The sequence below is a fragment of the Verrucomicrobiota bacterium genome (assembly GCA_034440155.1).
Lineage (GTDB): Bacteria > Verrucomicrobiota > Verrucomicrobiia > JAWXBN01 > JAWXBN01 > JAWXBN01.
Genome location: JAWXBN010000088.1, coordinates 25,670 through 39,492, shown reverse-complemented (window position 1 = coordinate 39,492; position 13,823 = coordinate 25,670). Strand labels below are relative to the sequence as shown.

The 13,823-nt window shown below is 45.9% G+C and carries 11 protein-coding genes and 1 riboswitch; of the genes, 3 read left to right on the top strand and 8 right to left on the bottom strand.

What is annotated here, in order from left to right; all coding sequences use genetic code 11:
* Window positions 1-160: 160 nt before the first annotated feature.
* Complete coding sequence (locus SGI98_09360) at window positions 161-544, top strand: hypothetical protein (GenBank protein MDZ4743610.1); 384 nt, start codon at window positions 161-163, stop codon at window positions 542-544.
* Window positions 545-1,208: 664 nt separating this feature from the next.
* Here SGI98_09360 and SGI98_09355 read toward each other — a convergent pair.
* Window positions 1,209-1,979 (bottom strand): type II secretion system protein, encoded by a 771-nt coding sequence (locus tag SGI98_09355; protein MDZ4743609.1) that lies wholly within the window; start codon window positions 1,977-1,979, stop codon window positions 1,209-1,211.
* Window positions 1,980-2,011: 32 nt separating this feature from the next.
* Window positions 2,012-2,794, bottom strand: a complete 783-nt coding sequence (locus tag SGI98_09350; GenBank protein MDZ4743608.1) for a hypothetical protein — start codon at window positions 2,792-2,794, stop codon at window positions 2,012-2,014.
* Window positions 2,795-2,956: 162 nt separating this feature from the next.
* Window positions 2,957-3,151: riboswitch (cobalamin riboswitch) on the bottom strand.
* Window positions 3,152-3,345: 194 nt separating this feature from the next.
* Here SGI98_09350 and SGI98_09345 point away from each other — a divergent pair.
* Window positions 3,346-4,536: a glycosyltransferase gene (locus tag SGI98_09345; GenBank protein ID MDZ4743607.1), complete on the top strand. Its 1,191-nt coding sequence runs from the start codon at window positions 3,346-3,348 to the stop codon at window positions 4,534-4,536.
* Window positions 4,536-6,077, top strand: coding sequence for a family 1 glycosylhydrolase (locus tag SGI98_09340; GenBank protein ID MDZ4743606.1), 1,542 nt, complete (start codon window positions 4,536-4,538; stop codon window positions 6,075-6,077). Before SGI98_09345 ends, SGI98_09340 begins: the two co-directional genes overlap by 1 nt.
* Here the strand turns inward: SGI98_09340 and SGI98_09335 are convergent.
* The 6 genes from SGI98_09335 to murG are packed head-to-tail and all read right to left on the bottom strand — an operon-like array spanning window position 6,061 to window position 13,817.
* On the bottom strand, window positions 6,061-7,362 hold the full coding sequence (locus SGI98_09335) for a hypothetical protein (GenBank protein ID MDZ4743605.1): 1,302 nt from the start codon (window positions 7,360-7,362) through the stop codon (window positions 6,061-6,063). The two genes, SGI98_09340 and SGI98_09335, sit on opposite strands and share 17 nt — an antisense overlap.
* 24 nt (window positions 7,363-7,386) lie before the next feature.
* Complete coding sequence (gene ftsA, locus SGI98_09330) at window positions 7,387-8,631, bottom strand: cell division protein FtsA (GenBank protein MDZ4743604.1); 1,245 nt, start codon at window positions 8,629-8,631, stop codon at window positions 7,387-7,389.
* An 18-nt stretch (window positions 8,632-8,649) separates the two neighbouring features.
* Window positions 8,650-9,510 (bottom strand): FtsQ-type POTRA domain-containing protein, encoded by an 861-nt coding sequence (locus SGI98_09325; GenBank protein MDZ4743603.1) that lies wholly within the window; start codon window positions 9,508-9,510, stop codon window positions 8,650-8,652.
* Complete coding sequence (locus SGI98_09320; protein MDZ4743602.1) at window positions 9,507-10,442, bottom strand: D-alanine--D-alanine ligase; 936 nt, start codon at window positions 10,440-10,442, stop codon at window positions 9,507-9,509. The genes SGI98_09325 and SGI98_09320 overlap by 4 nt, the downstream gene beginning before the upstream one ends.
* Window positions 10,435-12,735: a UDP-N-acetylmuramate--L-alanine ligase gene (gene murC / locus SGI98_09315; protein ID MDZ4743601.1), complete on the bottom strand. Its 2,301-nt coding sequence runs from the start codon at window positions 12,733-12,735 to the stop codon at window positions 10,435-10,437. Before murC ends, SGI98_09320 begins: the two co-directional genes overlap by 8 nt.
* Before the next feature lie 2 nt (window positions 12,736-12,737).
* Window positions 12,738-13,817 carry an undecaprenyldiphospho-muramoylpentapeptide beta-N-acetylglucosaminyltransferase gene (murG, locus tag SGI98_09310; GenBank protein MDZ4743600.1) on the bottom strand — a complete coding sequence of 360 codons (1,080 nt, stop codon included), beginning with the start codon at window positions 13,815-13,817 and terminating at the stop codon, window positions 12,738-12,740.
* Window positions 13,818-13,823 lie beyond the last annotated feature (6 nt).

Genomic DNA, 13,823 nt, shown 5'->3' with positions numbered 1-13,823 from the left:
TGACTCCTTTGTTCCGGTGTCATTTCTTTTGAGTCAACGTTCTTTTTGACCCCGCCCACCTTCCCTCTCCCCGGTGTCATAACTTATGAGGCAATTCGGCATGCGTGAATCCCAAATTCCTTGCTTGCAGAAGTTAAAACCAAAGTTAGATTAGAGCCCTATGCCAAAAATCACACTTATCACCGGATTTTTAATGATTATCCTCGGAGCCGCTTCCTATATTCTCACAGGAAGGCAAAGTATGACTGCCCTCATCCCTGCCTGTTTCGGTATCCCATTTATGATCCTAGGGGCACTGGGATATAAAGATGCCCTACGCAAACATGTCATGCACGCAGCAGCTACCCTCTCTCTGATCTCGATGATCGCCACTTTCAAGGGGACTCTCAATGCCTTCAAACTACTCGGCAGCAGTGCCGCTGAGGTCGCACGCCCGGAGGCTGCCATTAGCATGTCCATCATGTTCACCCTCTGCCTGATTTTCCTGATCCTGTGTATTCGCTCTTTTGTGGTTGGACGCTTGCTTAAAAAACAAGCCCGATAAAGTCGCTAAACCTTTATATCCTTACACAGGGGTGAGGAGCTACACCTTTAAACCGTCCGCAATTTTCCATTCGTCAGGAAAAAAGAAGACTCGAAAGACAAGATTGTAAAAAAATACTCAACCTTTGATTCTTCAGAGTATTATGTGAATCTGCTTGTTCAACCTGCAGGATCCATGGCGATTTCTGGGGCTCGATTAATGTTGATACGGTTGTGTGAGCGTAACCTGATCGAATCATTATTATCTGCACTTGCGACCAAAGAAAAGATGTTGTTTCCTCTTGGAGTGATAGACACCCGTGATAATGCCTCAATATCAGACAATACCCAGGTCGCCCAAGCTCATTCACAATAAATAAGATCAAGATTATATTCCCCCACCTTACCACCCACCAAGCCACTCCTATAATGAGGATTAAATCCATGAATCTTGATAGGAAGGAGTTCAAATCCGCTTGTCCAGCGAAAATCAAAAGTGGCGGCCCTAATCGTCTGGAAATCCTTTTCCAAAATTATTTCCTCAACAGGCATTAAAACAAACATCATTTTGACATAGCAATGATCCAAATCATCTATTGTCGGACTGCATCAGTCGTGAAAGCCTGTTTCCTGCATATTGAACTAAATTAGCCGTTATTCGATCAAATTAATCTACTGAATGAAGATTATAAACCTAGATATTTTGCCGCAAGCTTCCCAATTTTTGCATTCGGCATCTTATTATCCAAAGTTGATAGGTCGATTGGAACATAGCCAATTTGCCCATCGGCAAAAACAGCCATGGCCCTATCCCCGAAACGATAATGTATTGTCGGATTGTACTCATCTATTCCAACAAATTCTTCAATCATGGGATTTGAAGTACTTGCAGGAGCTTGAAAGGTATTCACCTGGGCACTCGTGCAAAACACAACAACTTGTGAAGGATTTTGAATGGAGTCCACTGTTTGGGGAGATCCAAACCCAATCCATCCAAACATGCTTGGCTCAGAACCACTCCTGGCCAAAAGTACATTATATCCATATCCGATCGGACCATTTTTAAATTTAGCTTTTAATGTACCCCCATACATGGAATAAGCAGGATCAACACCTACCCCGCTAGTCGCCCCACCAATATATCTTCCGAGTGTCCCCCCTTTAACATCATAACTTCTTTGGCCCTCAGGAAGGGATGCACTTGCTGAGGTTTCAAAACCAAACCACCAAGCATTTCCTCCTGCCACAGGATCGACATATTTCCAGTATTGACCATTATTATCAGATTGATACATTTGGCCGGCTATTCGGAGCTGGTTCAAAGTATTAGCTGCTATAGGACCTGATGCAGCAATCTTAACCTTCCGGTACACGGGAAGGCTCATCGCAAATAATGTTGCAATAATGGCTACTGAAACTAGCAACTCTATCAGTGTAAAACCCGTCTTGAGTTTCATGATGTTCCTTTCATCACTTCAATCATTAATAATTATTGGGTAATGGACTTTTTGTTTTTGCGACTTTGAGTCACGACATAAGTAAGCACAAATAGACCTGAAATAATCATGAGATAAGTGCTCGGTTCAGGCACTGGGGAAGGCGCAGCAATTGTCCCAGTAATCGGATAAGTCCCGGGAGCTGCGGTAGGAAATGCGGCAAAAAAATTCGCAAATCCTACATCGAAAGTAAGGGCCTGCCATTGTCCGTCAGTGACAGAGCTGGATAAACCAAAACCTTGTTGCCATAAACCTCCACTGAATGGATTACCCACACCTACCAAGTCAGTCCAATAACCATCAGCAGGATTTACGCTGTAAGTCCACCCCTGCTTGTAGTGATCCATGGCATCGACTGATAGGTTCGTTAGGGATTGAGTTGAGTTCGCAGGATATCCATTGAATGGGCCCATTGCAATTCCCTGTAAATCAAAGGATGTTCCCGCTGTCGTTGCAAATCCGCCACCATTAACATCATAACCTAGTCCATAAAGGGCTAGACCAAAACCGCTAGGGGATGCATTCATATAAAGCTTTGTATCAGCAGCAACGATATCCGTAAGCATATTTTCTTTAGTAGTAGAACCATTCCATTGGTATCCCCAAGCGATGCTTTGAGGGGCTTTACCATCTTTCCAGTCAATCACTAAAACGGATTGATTTGTTCCGCTTCCTACCCAATAATTAATATCACTAAAACTTGTTACTTGAGCTTTGACTGACAGGGCTGACACCAGCAAAGCGGTTGCCAGCGTTAATATTTTATTCGTTTTCATATTCTTTGATTCACTTTCTTGTTTTTTTACGAAGGGCAAGTGTGAATCTTTTGAAGAAGGCGAATATGAAATATTCGGAGACTACTCCGGAAAAACTCTTTACTATGCCTCATTCTCTTTTTTTGCGAAAAAGTTTTTTCGTTCCTCCGACACTCGTCGGGAACGAATGAGCATCCATAAGACAGATATTCGGACTTAAGAGCTGATAACCTCCTGCTTGCACCTTCACCGGTTCCATAACCGATTGGTTTAATTGAAGCATTCGTCACTCTATTACCGCTGCGCAACAGTAGCCGACTCCCACGGCCTTCCCTGTGCTTATGATGTTTTGTAATTACTTTTCCAAAGAACTGTACTCTTTATCTCATGCCTCCTTTTTTTTGCAAATACATTCTCGTACAGATGCATAATATAAAGATTGATTTCACCCTAAACACATCCTGTTCCCCCCTTTTTCTCGCCATGGGCATGACACCATCTTGTCACATTGTAATCATTTTTTTTTCAGGTGCTTAGAACTATATAAGAGGGGTCACTCGACAGAAATGCCCATGAAACATAAAGTCCTTATCCTTTCCACCAGTGCCGGCACTGGTCATGTCCGCTGTGGTTCAGCCCTCGAAAAAGCTTTCTCCCTGAAACCGGATGTTGCAGCAGTCCGGCATTGTGACGCACTGGATTTCACGAATAAACTTTTCCGGGATTTTTACTCGAAACTTTACGCGCAACTCGTCGAGAAGGCTCCTGATTTCCTCGGCTGGTGGTATAAACAGACTGATGAACCATGGAAAACCGACAAGATGCGGCTCATGCTTGACAGGCTCAATACGAGGCCCTTGGTAAATTTTATTAAACAATTCGAGCCTGACATCTGTCTCTGCACCCACTTTATGCCTGCGGGTATCATCTCCCACTTGATTGGTAATGGGACACTCCACACAAACCTATCGATCGTCATTACAGATTACGACCTCCACGCCATGTGGCTTGCACGGAATTTTCACCGTTACTTTGTCGCCCGAGACGAGGTCCACGCCCACCTAGAGGCTCTCGGCATCCCCTTGGACAGGATTAGCACCACCGGCATTCCGATCGATCCGGTATTCAGCAAACCCCACGATAAAATCATAATACGTACCCTCAAAAACTTACCCCCCGGTAAAAGAATTATCCTCCTCAACCTCAGTGGCCTCAAGGATGAGGATATCGCATCTATGATCGCAGCCCTCTGTCGGATTAACTTCCCCCTCCATACGATTGTCCTCTGTGGAAAATCCGTCGAGATGAAGCTAGGGGTGGAAAAGCAAGTTGCCCAGCATCAAAAGCAAGATGCTTTTACCCTTCTGGGATATACCAATGAAATAAATCTCTGGATGGCTGCTTCGGATCTTTATATTGGAAAACCAGGTGGACTGACTACTTCAGAAGCCCTGGCTTCCGGTTTACCCATTGTCATCATTTCACCGATACCTGGACAGGAAGAAAGGAATAGTGATTTTCTCCTCGAGAACGGCGCTGCAATCAAATGTCCCGATACTCTCACCATACACTTCCGTCTCGCAAAGTTATTAAAAACCGAAGGCAAACTAGAGGCTATGAGCCGTCAGGCGATGTTACTCGGCTGCCCCTATGCAGCCCAAGAAGTGACAGATATTTTACTCCATGATAAATCGCGGCCAGAGCATAATCAAGTCACCCTGCGGGGTGAACATGCGACCTCCAAAGGAGCTAGCCACACTTGATGAATCATCTGAATGACCAAAATCAATCTTCTCCCTTTTTTTGGGGCGTATCCTCTTCCGGTTACCAACACGAAGGGGGATACAATAATCAGGGTGAACCTCTTAATAATTGGGCTCAATGGGAAAAACAGCGTGAGGTCGCACCCTCGGGACTTGCTGCTGACTTCTGGAAAATTTACGCAGAAGACTTTTCCCTAGCCAGATCCTTGGGCATTAATTCATTCCGGCTGGGAATCGAATGGACCAGACTCCAACCTTCCTTAGATATCCGGTCCACTCAAATACCGGCTTATGACCTGAAGGCCCTTTCCCATTATGCCGGGATGATATCCTCGGCTTACGAACAAGGATTAACCCCGTTGGTCACCCTTTTCCACTTTACCCATCCAAATTGGCTCGGGAGCGATCCTTGGTTAAAAACAGAAAATATCGACTTACTCAGCAATCATTGCGTTGATACGGTCGAATGGATCAATCATAAACTCATCGAAAATGGACATCCTCCCTTGCGCTGGATTATCACCATAAATGAGGCCAATATCCTCATCCTCAACCAATACATTCTGGGAATATTCCCCGGCTCCTTCAAGCGAGGCCCCCTTTACGCCCAAAAAGCACTCGTCAACCTCTACACTGCCCATGTCCGTACCTACAGCAGGCTTAAAAAACTATATGCCAAAAATAAGTGGGGCGAGGTGAATATTTCGACAAATAACTTTTGCCATGATCTTTATTGGGTGGACCGAGTCTGGTACGATGTACTCCACTTTGGTCAGGGTAAAAAACCATTACACGACCTCCCACTCTACCTGAAACGGCGCGCCAAAGAGTTTGATCACGATTTCCGTGATGCCAAGCTCCCCCTCAAAAAAGATCCCTCCTACGCTTTCGGTATGCTGGCAAGAAAACTCCAACTCGCCTTGTTACCCAAACTCTTTACAGAAAATTCCCTGCGTCCACTCTGGGAAGAGATGTATGAATCTGGTGAAACCCGTTTTTTTGATTATGTGGCATTTGACTATTACGATCCCTTCAGCGCACACGCTTTTCGCTGGCCGGTCTGGTGGGATTGGGAATACCAGACAAAGTCCCTCAGGATGCAAATGTTGCAAGCCGTTACGAGTAAATGGTGGGATTGGCGTATGCTTCCCCAAGGATTAGGATTCTTTATCCGGTCTTATGCAAAGTCTTTTCCAGGCTTTGACATTGTTATTGCTGAAAACGGGATGGCTACCAGAAGATCATTTAACAACAAACTCTATCCCCGTTTTGACAGGGTTCACCGCAGTGCTTACCTCTCTGCTCATTTGGAGGCTGTGGACACAGCGATTCAAGAAGGTTTCCCGGTTAAAGGCTATTTTCATTGGTCAATGACTGATAATTATGAATGGGGATCATACGCCCCACGCTTCGGGCTTTATTCCATTGATTTTACCCAAGGCACCCGCCGCATGCCCGTGGATCCCTTCGGCGACAATCCTTCAGAAACCTACCGGCGCTTGATTATGAAATACACTCGAGGAACTACTCCGCTCCTATAGCGATTTTTTTGCGCATGAATGTGGGAATATCGAGATCCACTCCGTTCACCATTGTGGGTTCTGTTTTATCGAAACGGCCTTTTTGCTTTTGGAATTCAATTAACTCCTGCTTCTCCAACCTCTTCTTCTTAGGCTTTACCGTTGCCGCAGGTTTAATTGTTATCTCGGATTCTACAAGGCCATTCGGAAAAGCTGATGCCATTGATGTTGAACCGGATTTTTCTTTAACCGTTTTGGCGGGTTGTTGAAAGAGGTTCATTTCGATTTCGGCTGAATCCTTCACCACAGACAGGGGTTTGATTTCCGGGCGTCCATGGGGAGTGATTGCAAAAACTGAAATATTCAGACGGTCATCAAAATCCTCATGGATACTGGCTGAAACTTGTATCTTTGTTTGCGGATTCAATCGCAGTTTCACATCATCAAGGATGTGCTGGACATCCTGCATGGTCATTTCTTTTCCCGCAGTGATACTCATCAGGACGGAGTCCGCCTGGCGTAAAAGGATATTATTCCCCATTAAAACACTGGAAAATACATGGCCCAAAGCATCCTTCACATTCCTGTCCCTGACCTCACCATAACCAAATAAAGTTTGTGCATCCTGCTCAAAACATTTGCCGATGGTTTCAAAGTCAATCTTTGCGAGGTTTTTAAAGGACAACATCCGCCATAATGCCAAAATAGCCCTGACATGGAGATCTGTCATGGATTCAAATGAATTCCTCAATCCTCCGATCTCATCGATCAAATCCGATAAACGTGAATGATCCAAAACCAAGACACAATCCGAAACCTCCTCTAATAGATCCAATGCCCGCCGGGCATCATCCATCCTGCGTTTTCCTTCGAAGTCATAGGGAAGGGTCACTATGGACACTGTTTTTATTCCCGCGACACGGGCCGTCTTCGCAAATACAGGGAGCCCTCCCGTAGCTGTGCCTCCCCCCAGTGCGCCGACCAGAAAAACAATGTCTGTATCTTTCATCAGTGAGAGGATGACCCCCTCATCATCAGTGGCTGCCGATTTTCCAGACTCAGGATCACCCCCGGCCCCGATCCCGCGTAAGATCCTTTTGCCTAACAGTACTTTTTCCCCAGCAATACTCGATTCAAGGGATTGTGCACGGGTATCAAAAGAAACCAAAGGCATTTGGTTAAGGCCTTCAATAATCATTTTATCAATACAATGAATCCCCACCCCACCCACGCCGAATATTTTAATACGGCTTGGCGGTAGTGAGGCCTGTTCACCCAAGATTCCGTCCCTATTGAATTCAATCATATTTATTCCCTCTGATCTATTATTTTAAAATATTAAGCTTTTCATCGCGTAGATAAAATCCATTACGCGGCGACTGATCCGTTCAAGTGTCTGATGCGGCATTCTCTCAGCTTTTTCTTCTTCGACTTTATGTGCATATTTCAAGAGCCCCACGACCACAGAATATTCAGGATTCAAATCAAGGGGTATTTGCGTGTTTGTTTGTGGCCCCTGAAGGACATTGACCGGTAATTCAAAAACCTCCTCCGCAAGCTCAGCGATTCCCACAATCATACTCGATCCTCCTGTCAGGTAGACACCATGCCTTAAATAAGGCATCAATCCCTTGCTCTCAATGTCTTGGTGGACTAGTTCAAATATTTCCTCCACCCTTGCCCTCATGATAGCCGTCAGGTCAGCCTTAGAAACGGTCCATTCTTCATAGGCTAACTCACCCCTTAAATTGATCAGCTCTTGGGAATCCATATCTTCCACTAATAGGCTTCCATGCTCGATTTTTAACCTCTCGGATGCTGCCGAGGTGGGCTTTAATCCAATCGAAATATCATTAGTAATATGTTCTCCCCCGACAGCAATGACTCCTGCATGCTTTATGGCATCATTCGCATAAACAACATACTCAGTGGTACCCGCCCCGATATCGATCATTATGGCACCATGCCTTTTATCATCCTGTTTCAAAATTGTCTGGGCGGCGGCTACAGGGGAAAAAACCACATCATAAACTTCGACCCCTGTACTCTTCACACATTTGATGGCATTTTTAATCCTCAGTTCGCGCCCGTGTATCAGGAGGTAATCCGCTTCAAGCTTGGTACCCAATTGTCCAACAGGATTACGGATTCCTTCTTTTCCATCCACATAATAATGTTGGAGCACCGCATGGATCAAAGTGTCCTCTGCTGGGATGGCCGCCTCCTTGGCGGATTCCTCCACCTCGTCAAGATCATACAAGCAGACTTCACTTTCCTCGCCTGAAATCATTGCATCGCCCCGGTGTGAAAAGCTTTTGATATGTCCACCCGTACACGCCAGATATAATTCATTAATCGTGACATTAGCTTTGAGCTCTGCCTCGTTGAGCGCCTGGTAAATACATTCGCTCGTCATGTCAAAATCATTTATTTCTCCCTTGCGGATCCCCACAGACTTTGACCTGCCAAATCCTAATATCTGGATCGAGTTGTCCGGTTTTATCTCCCCGACAATGGCTGTCACTTTGGAAGTCCCTACTTCCAATCCTACTATAATTTTTGATTTATTCCTCATTACTTCCTCCCCCTTTTCCTATGGTTGGAATACCACCGGCACATTCCGATCCACCGTCAGATCAGCTGTTTGCAGGATTTTTTCGTTTTGATGTGTGTAATTTAAAATCGCTTCGAGCCTTTCAATGTGTTCGTCCACAAATTGCGACAAAACTTTGATCCTTGCCCCGTCATTCAAGACCAACGTCACCTGATCTTTTTTTGAAACATCTATTTGGACAATTTCAATAATCGAACGGGCCGGGCTGACATCAATTCTTTTTAATAATTTACAGGCGGCAATGGCCTCCGGGTTAGCCAGTTTCATACCCTCCTTAATTTCCTGTTTTTCATTCAGACCGACTAAAAAAGGATAATGAGGGGATTGCGCCGGCCGGCGGCCCATCACGACGGACTCGTCATCTAATAAATATTGGTCAATAACCCTCACCCCATTATCCACTTTCCCGGACCACAGCCCCAATCGCGCGACAGGTTGCCTTTCAATGAGCCGGATGGTTAAGGAATCCGGTAGCTGTCGATAAACCTCTGCATTTTTAATATGAGGGATCCCTTCAAGTTTGCTGCGGACTTCCTCCAAATCCAGAGCAAAAAGGTTATCCCCTTTTTTTACTTGGGCAATTTGCAGGATTTCGACTTGGCTCATCTGGGCATGGTTATCGATGTAAATATTCTGGAGCGTATAACTCTCATTTTCATAAAACATTTTTTGGGCTAGGAATTTTGTAGCCAATACTGTTGCCGTCAGGGAGAAAACAACAATCACCAGTACCAAGAGAAATTTTCCCGAGGATTGGGTTTTAACCGTCGTCTTCTTACGGGAAGTGACCTTGACATTCAAAAGTTTCGGGTTTATTCCCGTGCTTCTCCGGTAATTCATAATAACACCTCACTGACTGATAGCCGGGCTTTTAACGACTCGACAATCACTTTCAAACAGAGTGCTGGAAAACTAATGCCCATTGCCGCCGCCGCTTTCGGGAGCAGGCTCGTCCCCGTCATACCAGGAATGGTATTGACCTCCAATACCCATGGATTCTTTTTCGAATCGAGGATCACATCCACGCGCCCGTAAACAAGGTGTCCACTGATTGCATGATAAGCCTTTAAAGCCTCCGCCTGCACAATTTCAGTTTCCTCCGGAGAAAGATCCGCAGGCACTTGGTACTCCGACGCCCCTTGGGTATATTTATTTGTGTAATCGTAAAAACCACTCTTTGGACGGATTTCGACTACCGGAAGCACTTCTCCTCCTATCACCCCCACCGTCAATTCACGCCCCTGGTGGAATTCCTCTACTAACAGGCGCGAACCGTAGCGGTAGCCCCTTTGGATAGCACCAGCAATTAAAGACTCTCCCTTGATAATCTCGATACCTACACTGGAACCTTGGCATGGCGGCTTGATCACGATTGGCGCATGCAATTTGCTTAAACGAGCCTGGGGCTCGTCAAGGAGTTCAAATCCGGGGGTTTTGACAGAAGCTTTTTCGAAGAGTAACTTTGTCAGGATTTTATCAAAGCCATTCCTACTTTCTTCTACACCCGCCCCCGAGTAGAGAATTTTTTTATGCTCTAGGATATTTTGTATTTGTCCATCCTCGCCAAATTCCCCATGCAACGCTAAAAAGGCAAAATCGATACCTGCTGGCAGTGAAAAATCTTTCGACTGGATGTCGACTTCTACAACTGAAGCCACTTCCCCGGCTAATGCCTCTGCGACGGCAGCCCCTGAGCGGAGGGAAACTTCGCGTTCGCTTGAAATCCCCCCTTTAAGGACTGCAATATTCATTTGTGAAACCGGTTTATTCATAAATCACTCCATCCTCATCCTCGCCCAAGATCATCACTTCCGTTTCGAGTTCGATACCCCGGACTTCCTTGGCTTTTTGTTTGATGATTTCGATCAATTCTAAGACATCATTGGCGGTGCCTTTGGCATCATTGATGATAAAATTACCGTGGATATCGGAGACACGCACGCCTCCGACCCTCGTATCTTTCAGTCCGAGCTCATCAATCAATTTCCCTGCCCCACACATTGCGGGATTTTTAAAAATGCACCCGGCACTAGGGGCCGCCGGCTGTGTCGTCCAGCGTTTTGTATCCATCACCTTGAGGCGTTGGGTAATCTGCTCAGTCGTATCGACACTGGCTTTCAAAACTGCGGAAAGGGCTATGTGAGTCCTGAATACAGGAACATTACGGTAATAAACTTCCAGCTCCTCTTTCTTTTTGTCATAAATGATTCCTCGGTCATCCATAAAGCGGACACTCTCGACGACATCAAATGTGCTCCCCTCCATGGCTCCTGCATTCATCCTTAATGCGCCGCCTATATTCCCCGGAACTCCGGCCAAATACTCAAATCCTCCGAGATTCATCCGCTTGAGCTGCATCACGACTTCCTTATTACGCGCACCGGCACCTGTAAGGATCCTGTTACCTTCAAGAATTTCAACCCGTTTAAAATACGGGGAACCAAGATGGAGCACAAACCCATTAATCCCCCCTTCCTTGACGAGCAAATTGCTCCCGCGTCCGACCACAATGCGTGGAATATCATGGGAGGCTGCGTACTCTAGAATAACCTTCAGGTCCACCTCGTCAGCTGGTTCAATCCAAAATTGTGCCGGACCACCCACATGCATGGTGGTATGTTTACGCATTGGTTCTTGGCGGAGAATTTTTGTTTCAGGCTTTGTCACAGCCCGGATGCCTTCAAAAGTCTTGAGTTCATCCGCAATTTTAGCCGCCACCTCATGGATATTCCCTGCCCCGAGAGTGATAATCATGTCCCCAGGCTGAGCAATTTGCGAAACCTTTGAGAGTAACTTGCGGAAATTTGGTTCATAATCCACTTGGATACCAGACTCCAGCTTGACGGCATCATAAATTGTTTTTCCAGTGACCCCGTCAACGGGCTTTTCACTGGCCGCATATATATCGGTCAGGAAAAGCAGGTCTGCATCACTAAATGCCTTGGCAAACTCATCCCTGAAATGCATGGTCCTGCTGTAACGGTGCGGTTGAAAGAGAGCAATAATCCTCTGGCTATGACCGCTTTTGGCCGCTGCTAAAGTCGCTTTAATCTCAGTAGGATGGTGGGCGTAATCATCGACAACAACAAAATTATTTGTCTTGAGCTTCACTTCAAAACGCCTTCTGGCACCACAAAATCCGCCCAATGCTTTGGCGACTTTTTCAAATGAAAGGTTGAACTCAAGGGCAACAGCAATCACCGCAAGGGAATTGGAAATATTCTGCCTGCCGGGGACATTCAGCGTCACAGATCCGAGCAAACAGTTATTATTCATAACCTTGAATGTCGAGCTGAATTGCCCCGGCTGCACGTCAATAGCCCTAATAGTCGACACATCACCAAATCCAAAACTGACCGCCTTGTCACTTTTCGCAAAGAGCAGGAAAGTTTCAGTGTCATCTGCGCAGTAGAAAATTTTCTTCTGGGTATTACTCCCCAGCGTCTCAAAGGCCGAGAGGATAGCCCTGATATCTTTGTAATAATCGAGATGCTCTTCCTCAATATTCAACACAATACTATACTCCGGCTCAAACAATGTCACCGTACCATCGCTTTCATCAATCTCCGCAACAAATTGCTCGCCCATACCCAGCTCCGCACTCGCGCCAAGGTCAGGCACTTCGGCACCCACGTAGTAGCTGGGTTGCTGGTGACAAGCTTTCAAGACAAATGCCAACATCGACGTCGTGGTGGTTTTCCCATGCATTCCAGCTACCGCCACAGACTTTTGCGAACCCATCAATACACTCAATGCCTCAGCCCTACGAACCAAGGGAATACCCTCTTCTTGTGCGGCTTTATACTCTTCATTTTCACAACGGATAGCCGATGAATAAACCACCAAGGCCGCATCCTTTACATGGCTGGCATGATGGCGGTTCTGGAATTTTAATCCCAGCGCCTGGAGTTTTTCAATCTCGTTATTCTGTAGCAGGTCAGAGCCACTGACTGGGCAACCTTTCTGGAGGAGGATTCGGGCGATCCCACTCATTCCCGACCCCCCCACCCCGATCAGGTGGATGCGTCCATTTTTTTCATTAATTAATTTTTGAATATGATTCATGTCTAACGACATAATGCCTCCATAACGTTTGCTACCTTTATTTCAGCATCTTCGACAAAAAGTGCACGTGCTTTTTTCGAAAATTCATCATGATGACTCAAAAGTTTATTAATATCATCGACTAACTTTTGGGGGGTGGCTTCCTCTTGTGAAACAAGTTGTGCGGCACCGGCCCTTTCAAAGATACGGGCATTCTTGGTTTGGTGATCTTCGGCGGCATAAGGGTATGGGATAAAAACCGCCGGAATACCAAAGAATGAAAGTTCTGTCATCGACGCTGCTCCCGAGCGTGAAATGGCGATATCTGCCACTCGGTACATCTCGCCCATCTCATGACTGAATGGGGCTAGAAATGCCACCACACCGGTCTTGCTGTATATTTCACGCACTTTGGATTCATCCTTGGAGCCGGTAATGTGGATGAATTGCCATTCCCTTTTTTGGGCTTCATTCATGATCGGCAAGACTTTCAGGACAGCTTCATTTATTCCCCCCGCCCCTTGGCTACCGCCCATGACCAAAATCGTTTTTTTCAAAGGATTCAAACCGAAATATTCATAATGCTTTTCAGTGGCCGACTTCAATGATTTTCTCAGTGGTGTGCCTGTTATTTCCACAGGTTTATGTGGAAAATATGACCTACACTCATCCAAGCCTAAAACTACTTTGGAGACAAACCGAGATACCAATACATTTGCCTTACCCGGGATAGCATTTGAATCATGGACAATACTGGGCACTCCTTTGAGCCACCCGGCAATCACGGGAGGTGCAGCCGTAAACCCGCCCATAGAAAGTATGCATGAGGGAGCATCAGTCTGGTAAATCGACAGGCATTTGAAAATCGAGCTAATAAATCCTTTGATAAATGTAATCATCCTCAGTGAGAAAATCGGCGGCAAACCAACCACCGATAGGCTCACTGCATGCAATCCTGGATAATCTTTTAGTGCGAGCCTGTCGATTTCCTTACTGGAAATAAAGAGAGTCACCTCATGTCCACGATCCTTGAGCACCTCTGCCACGGCTAATCCCGGGAAAAGGTGTCCTCCTGTACCGCCACATGCAATGACAAAGTTCATATAATT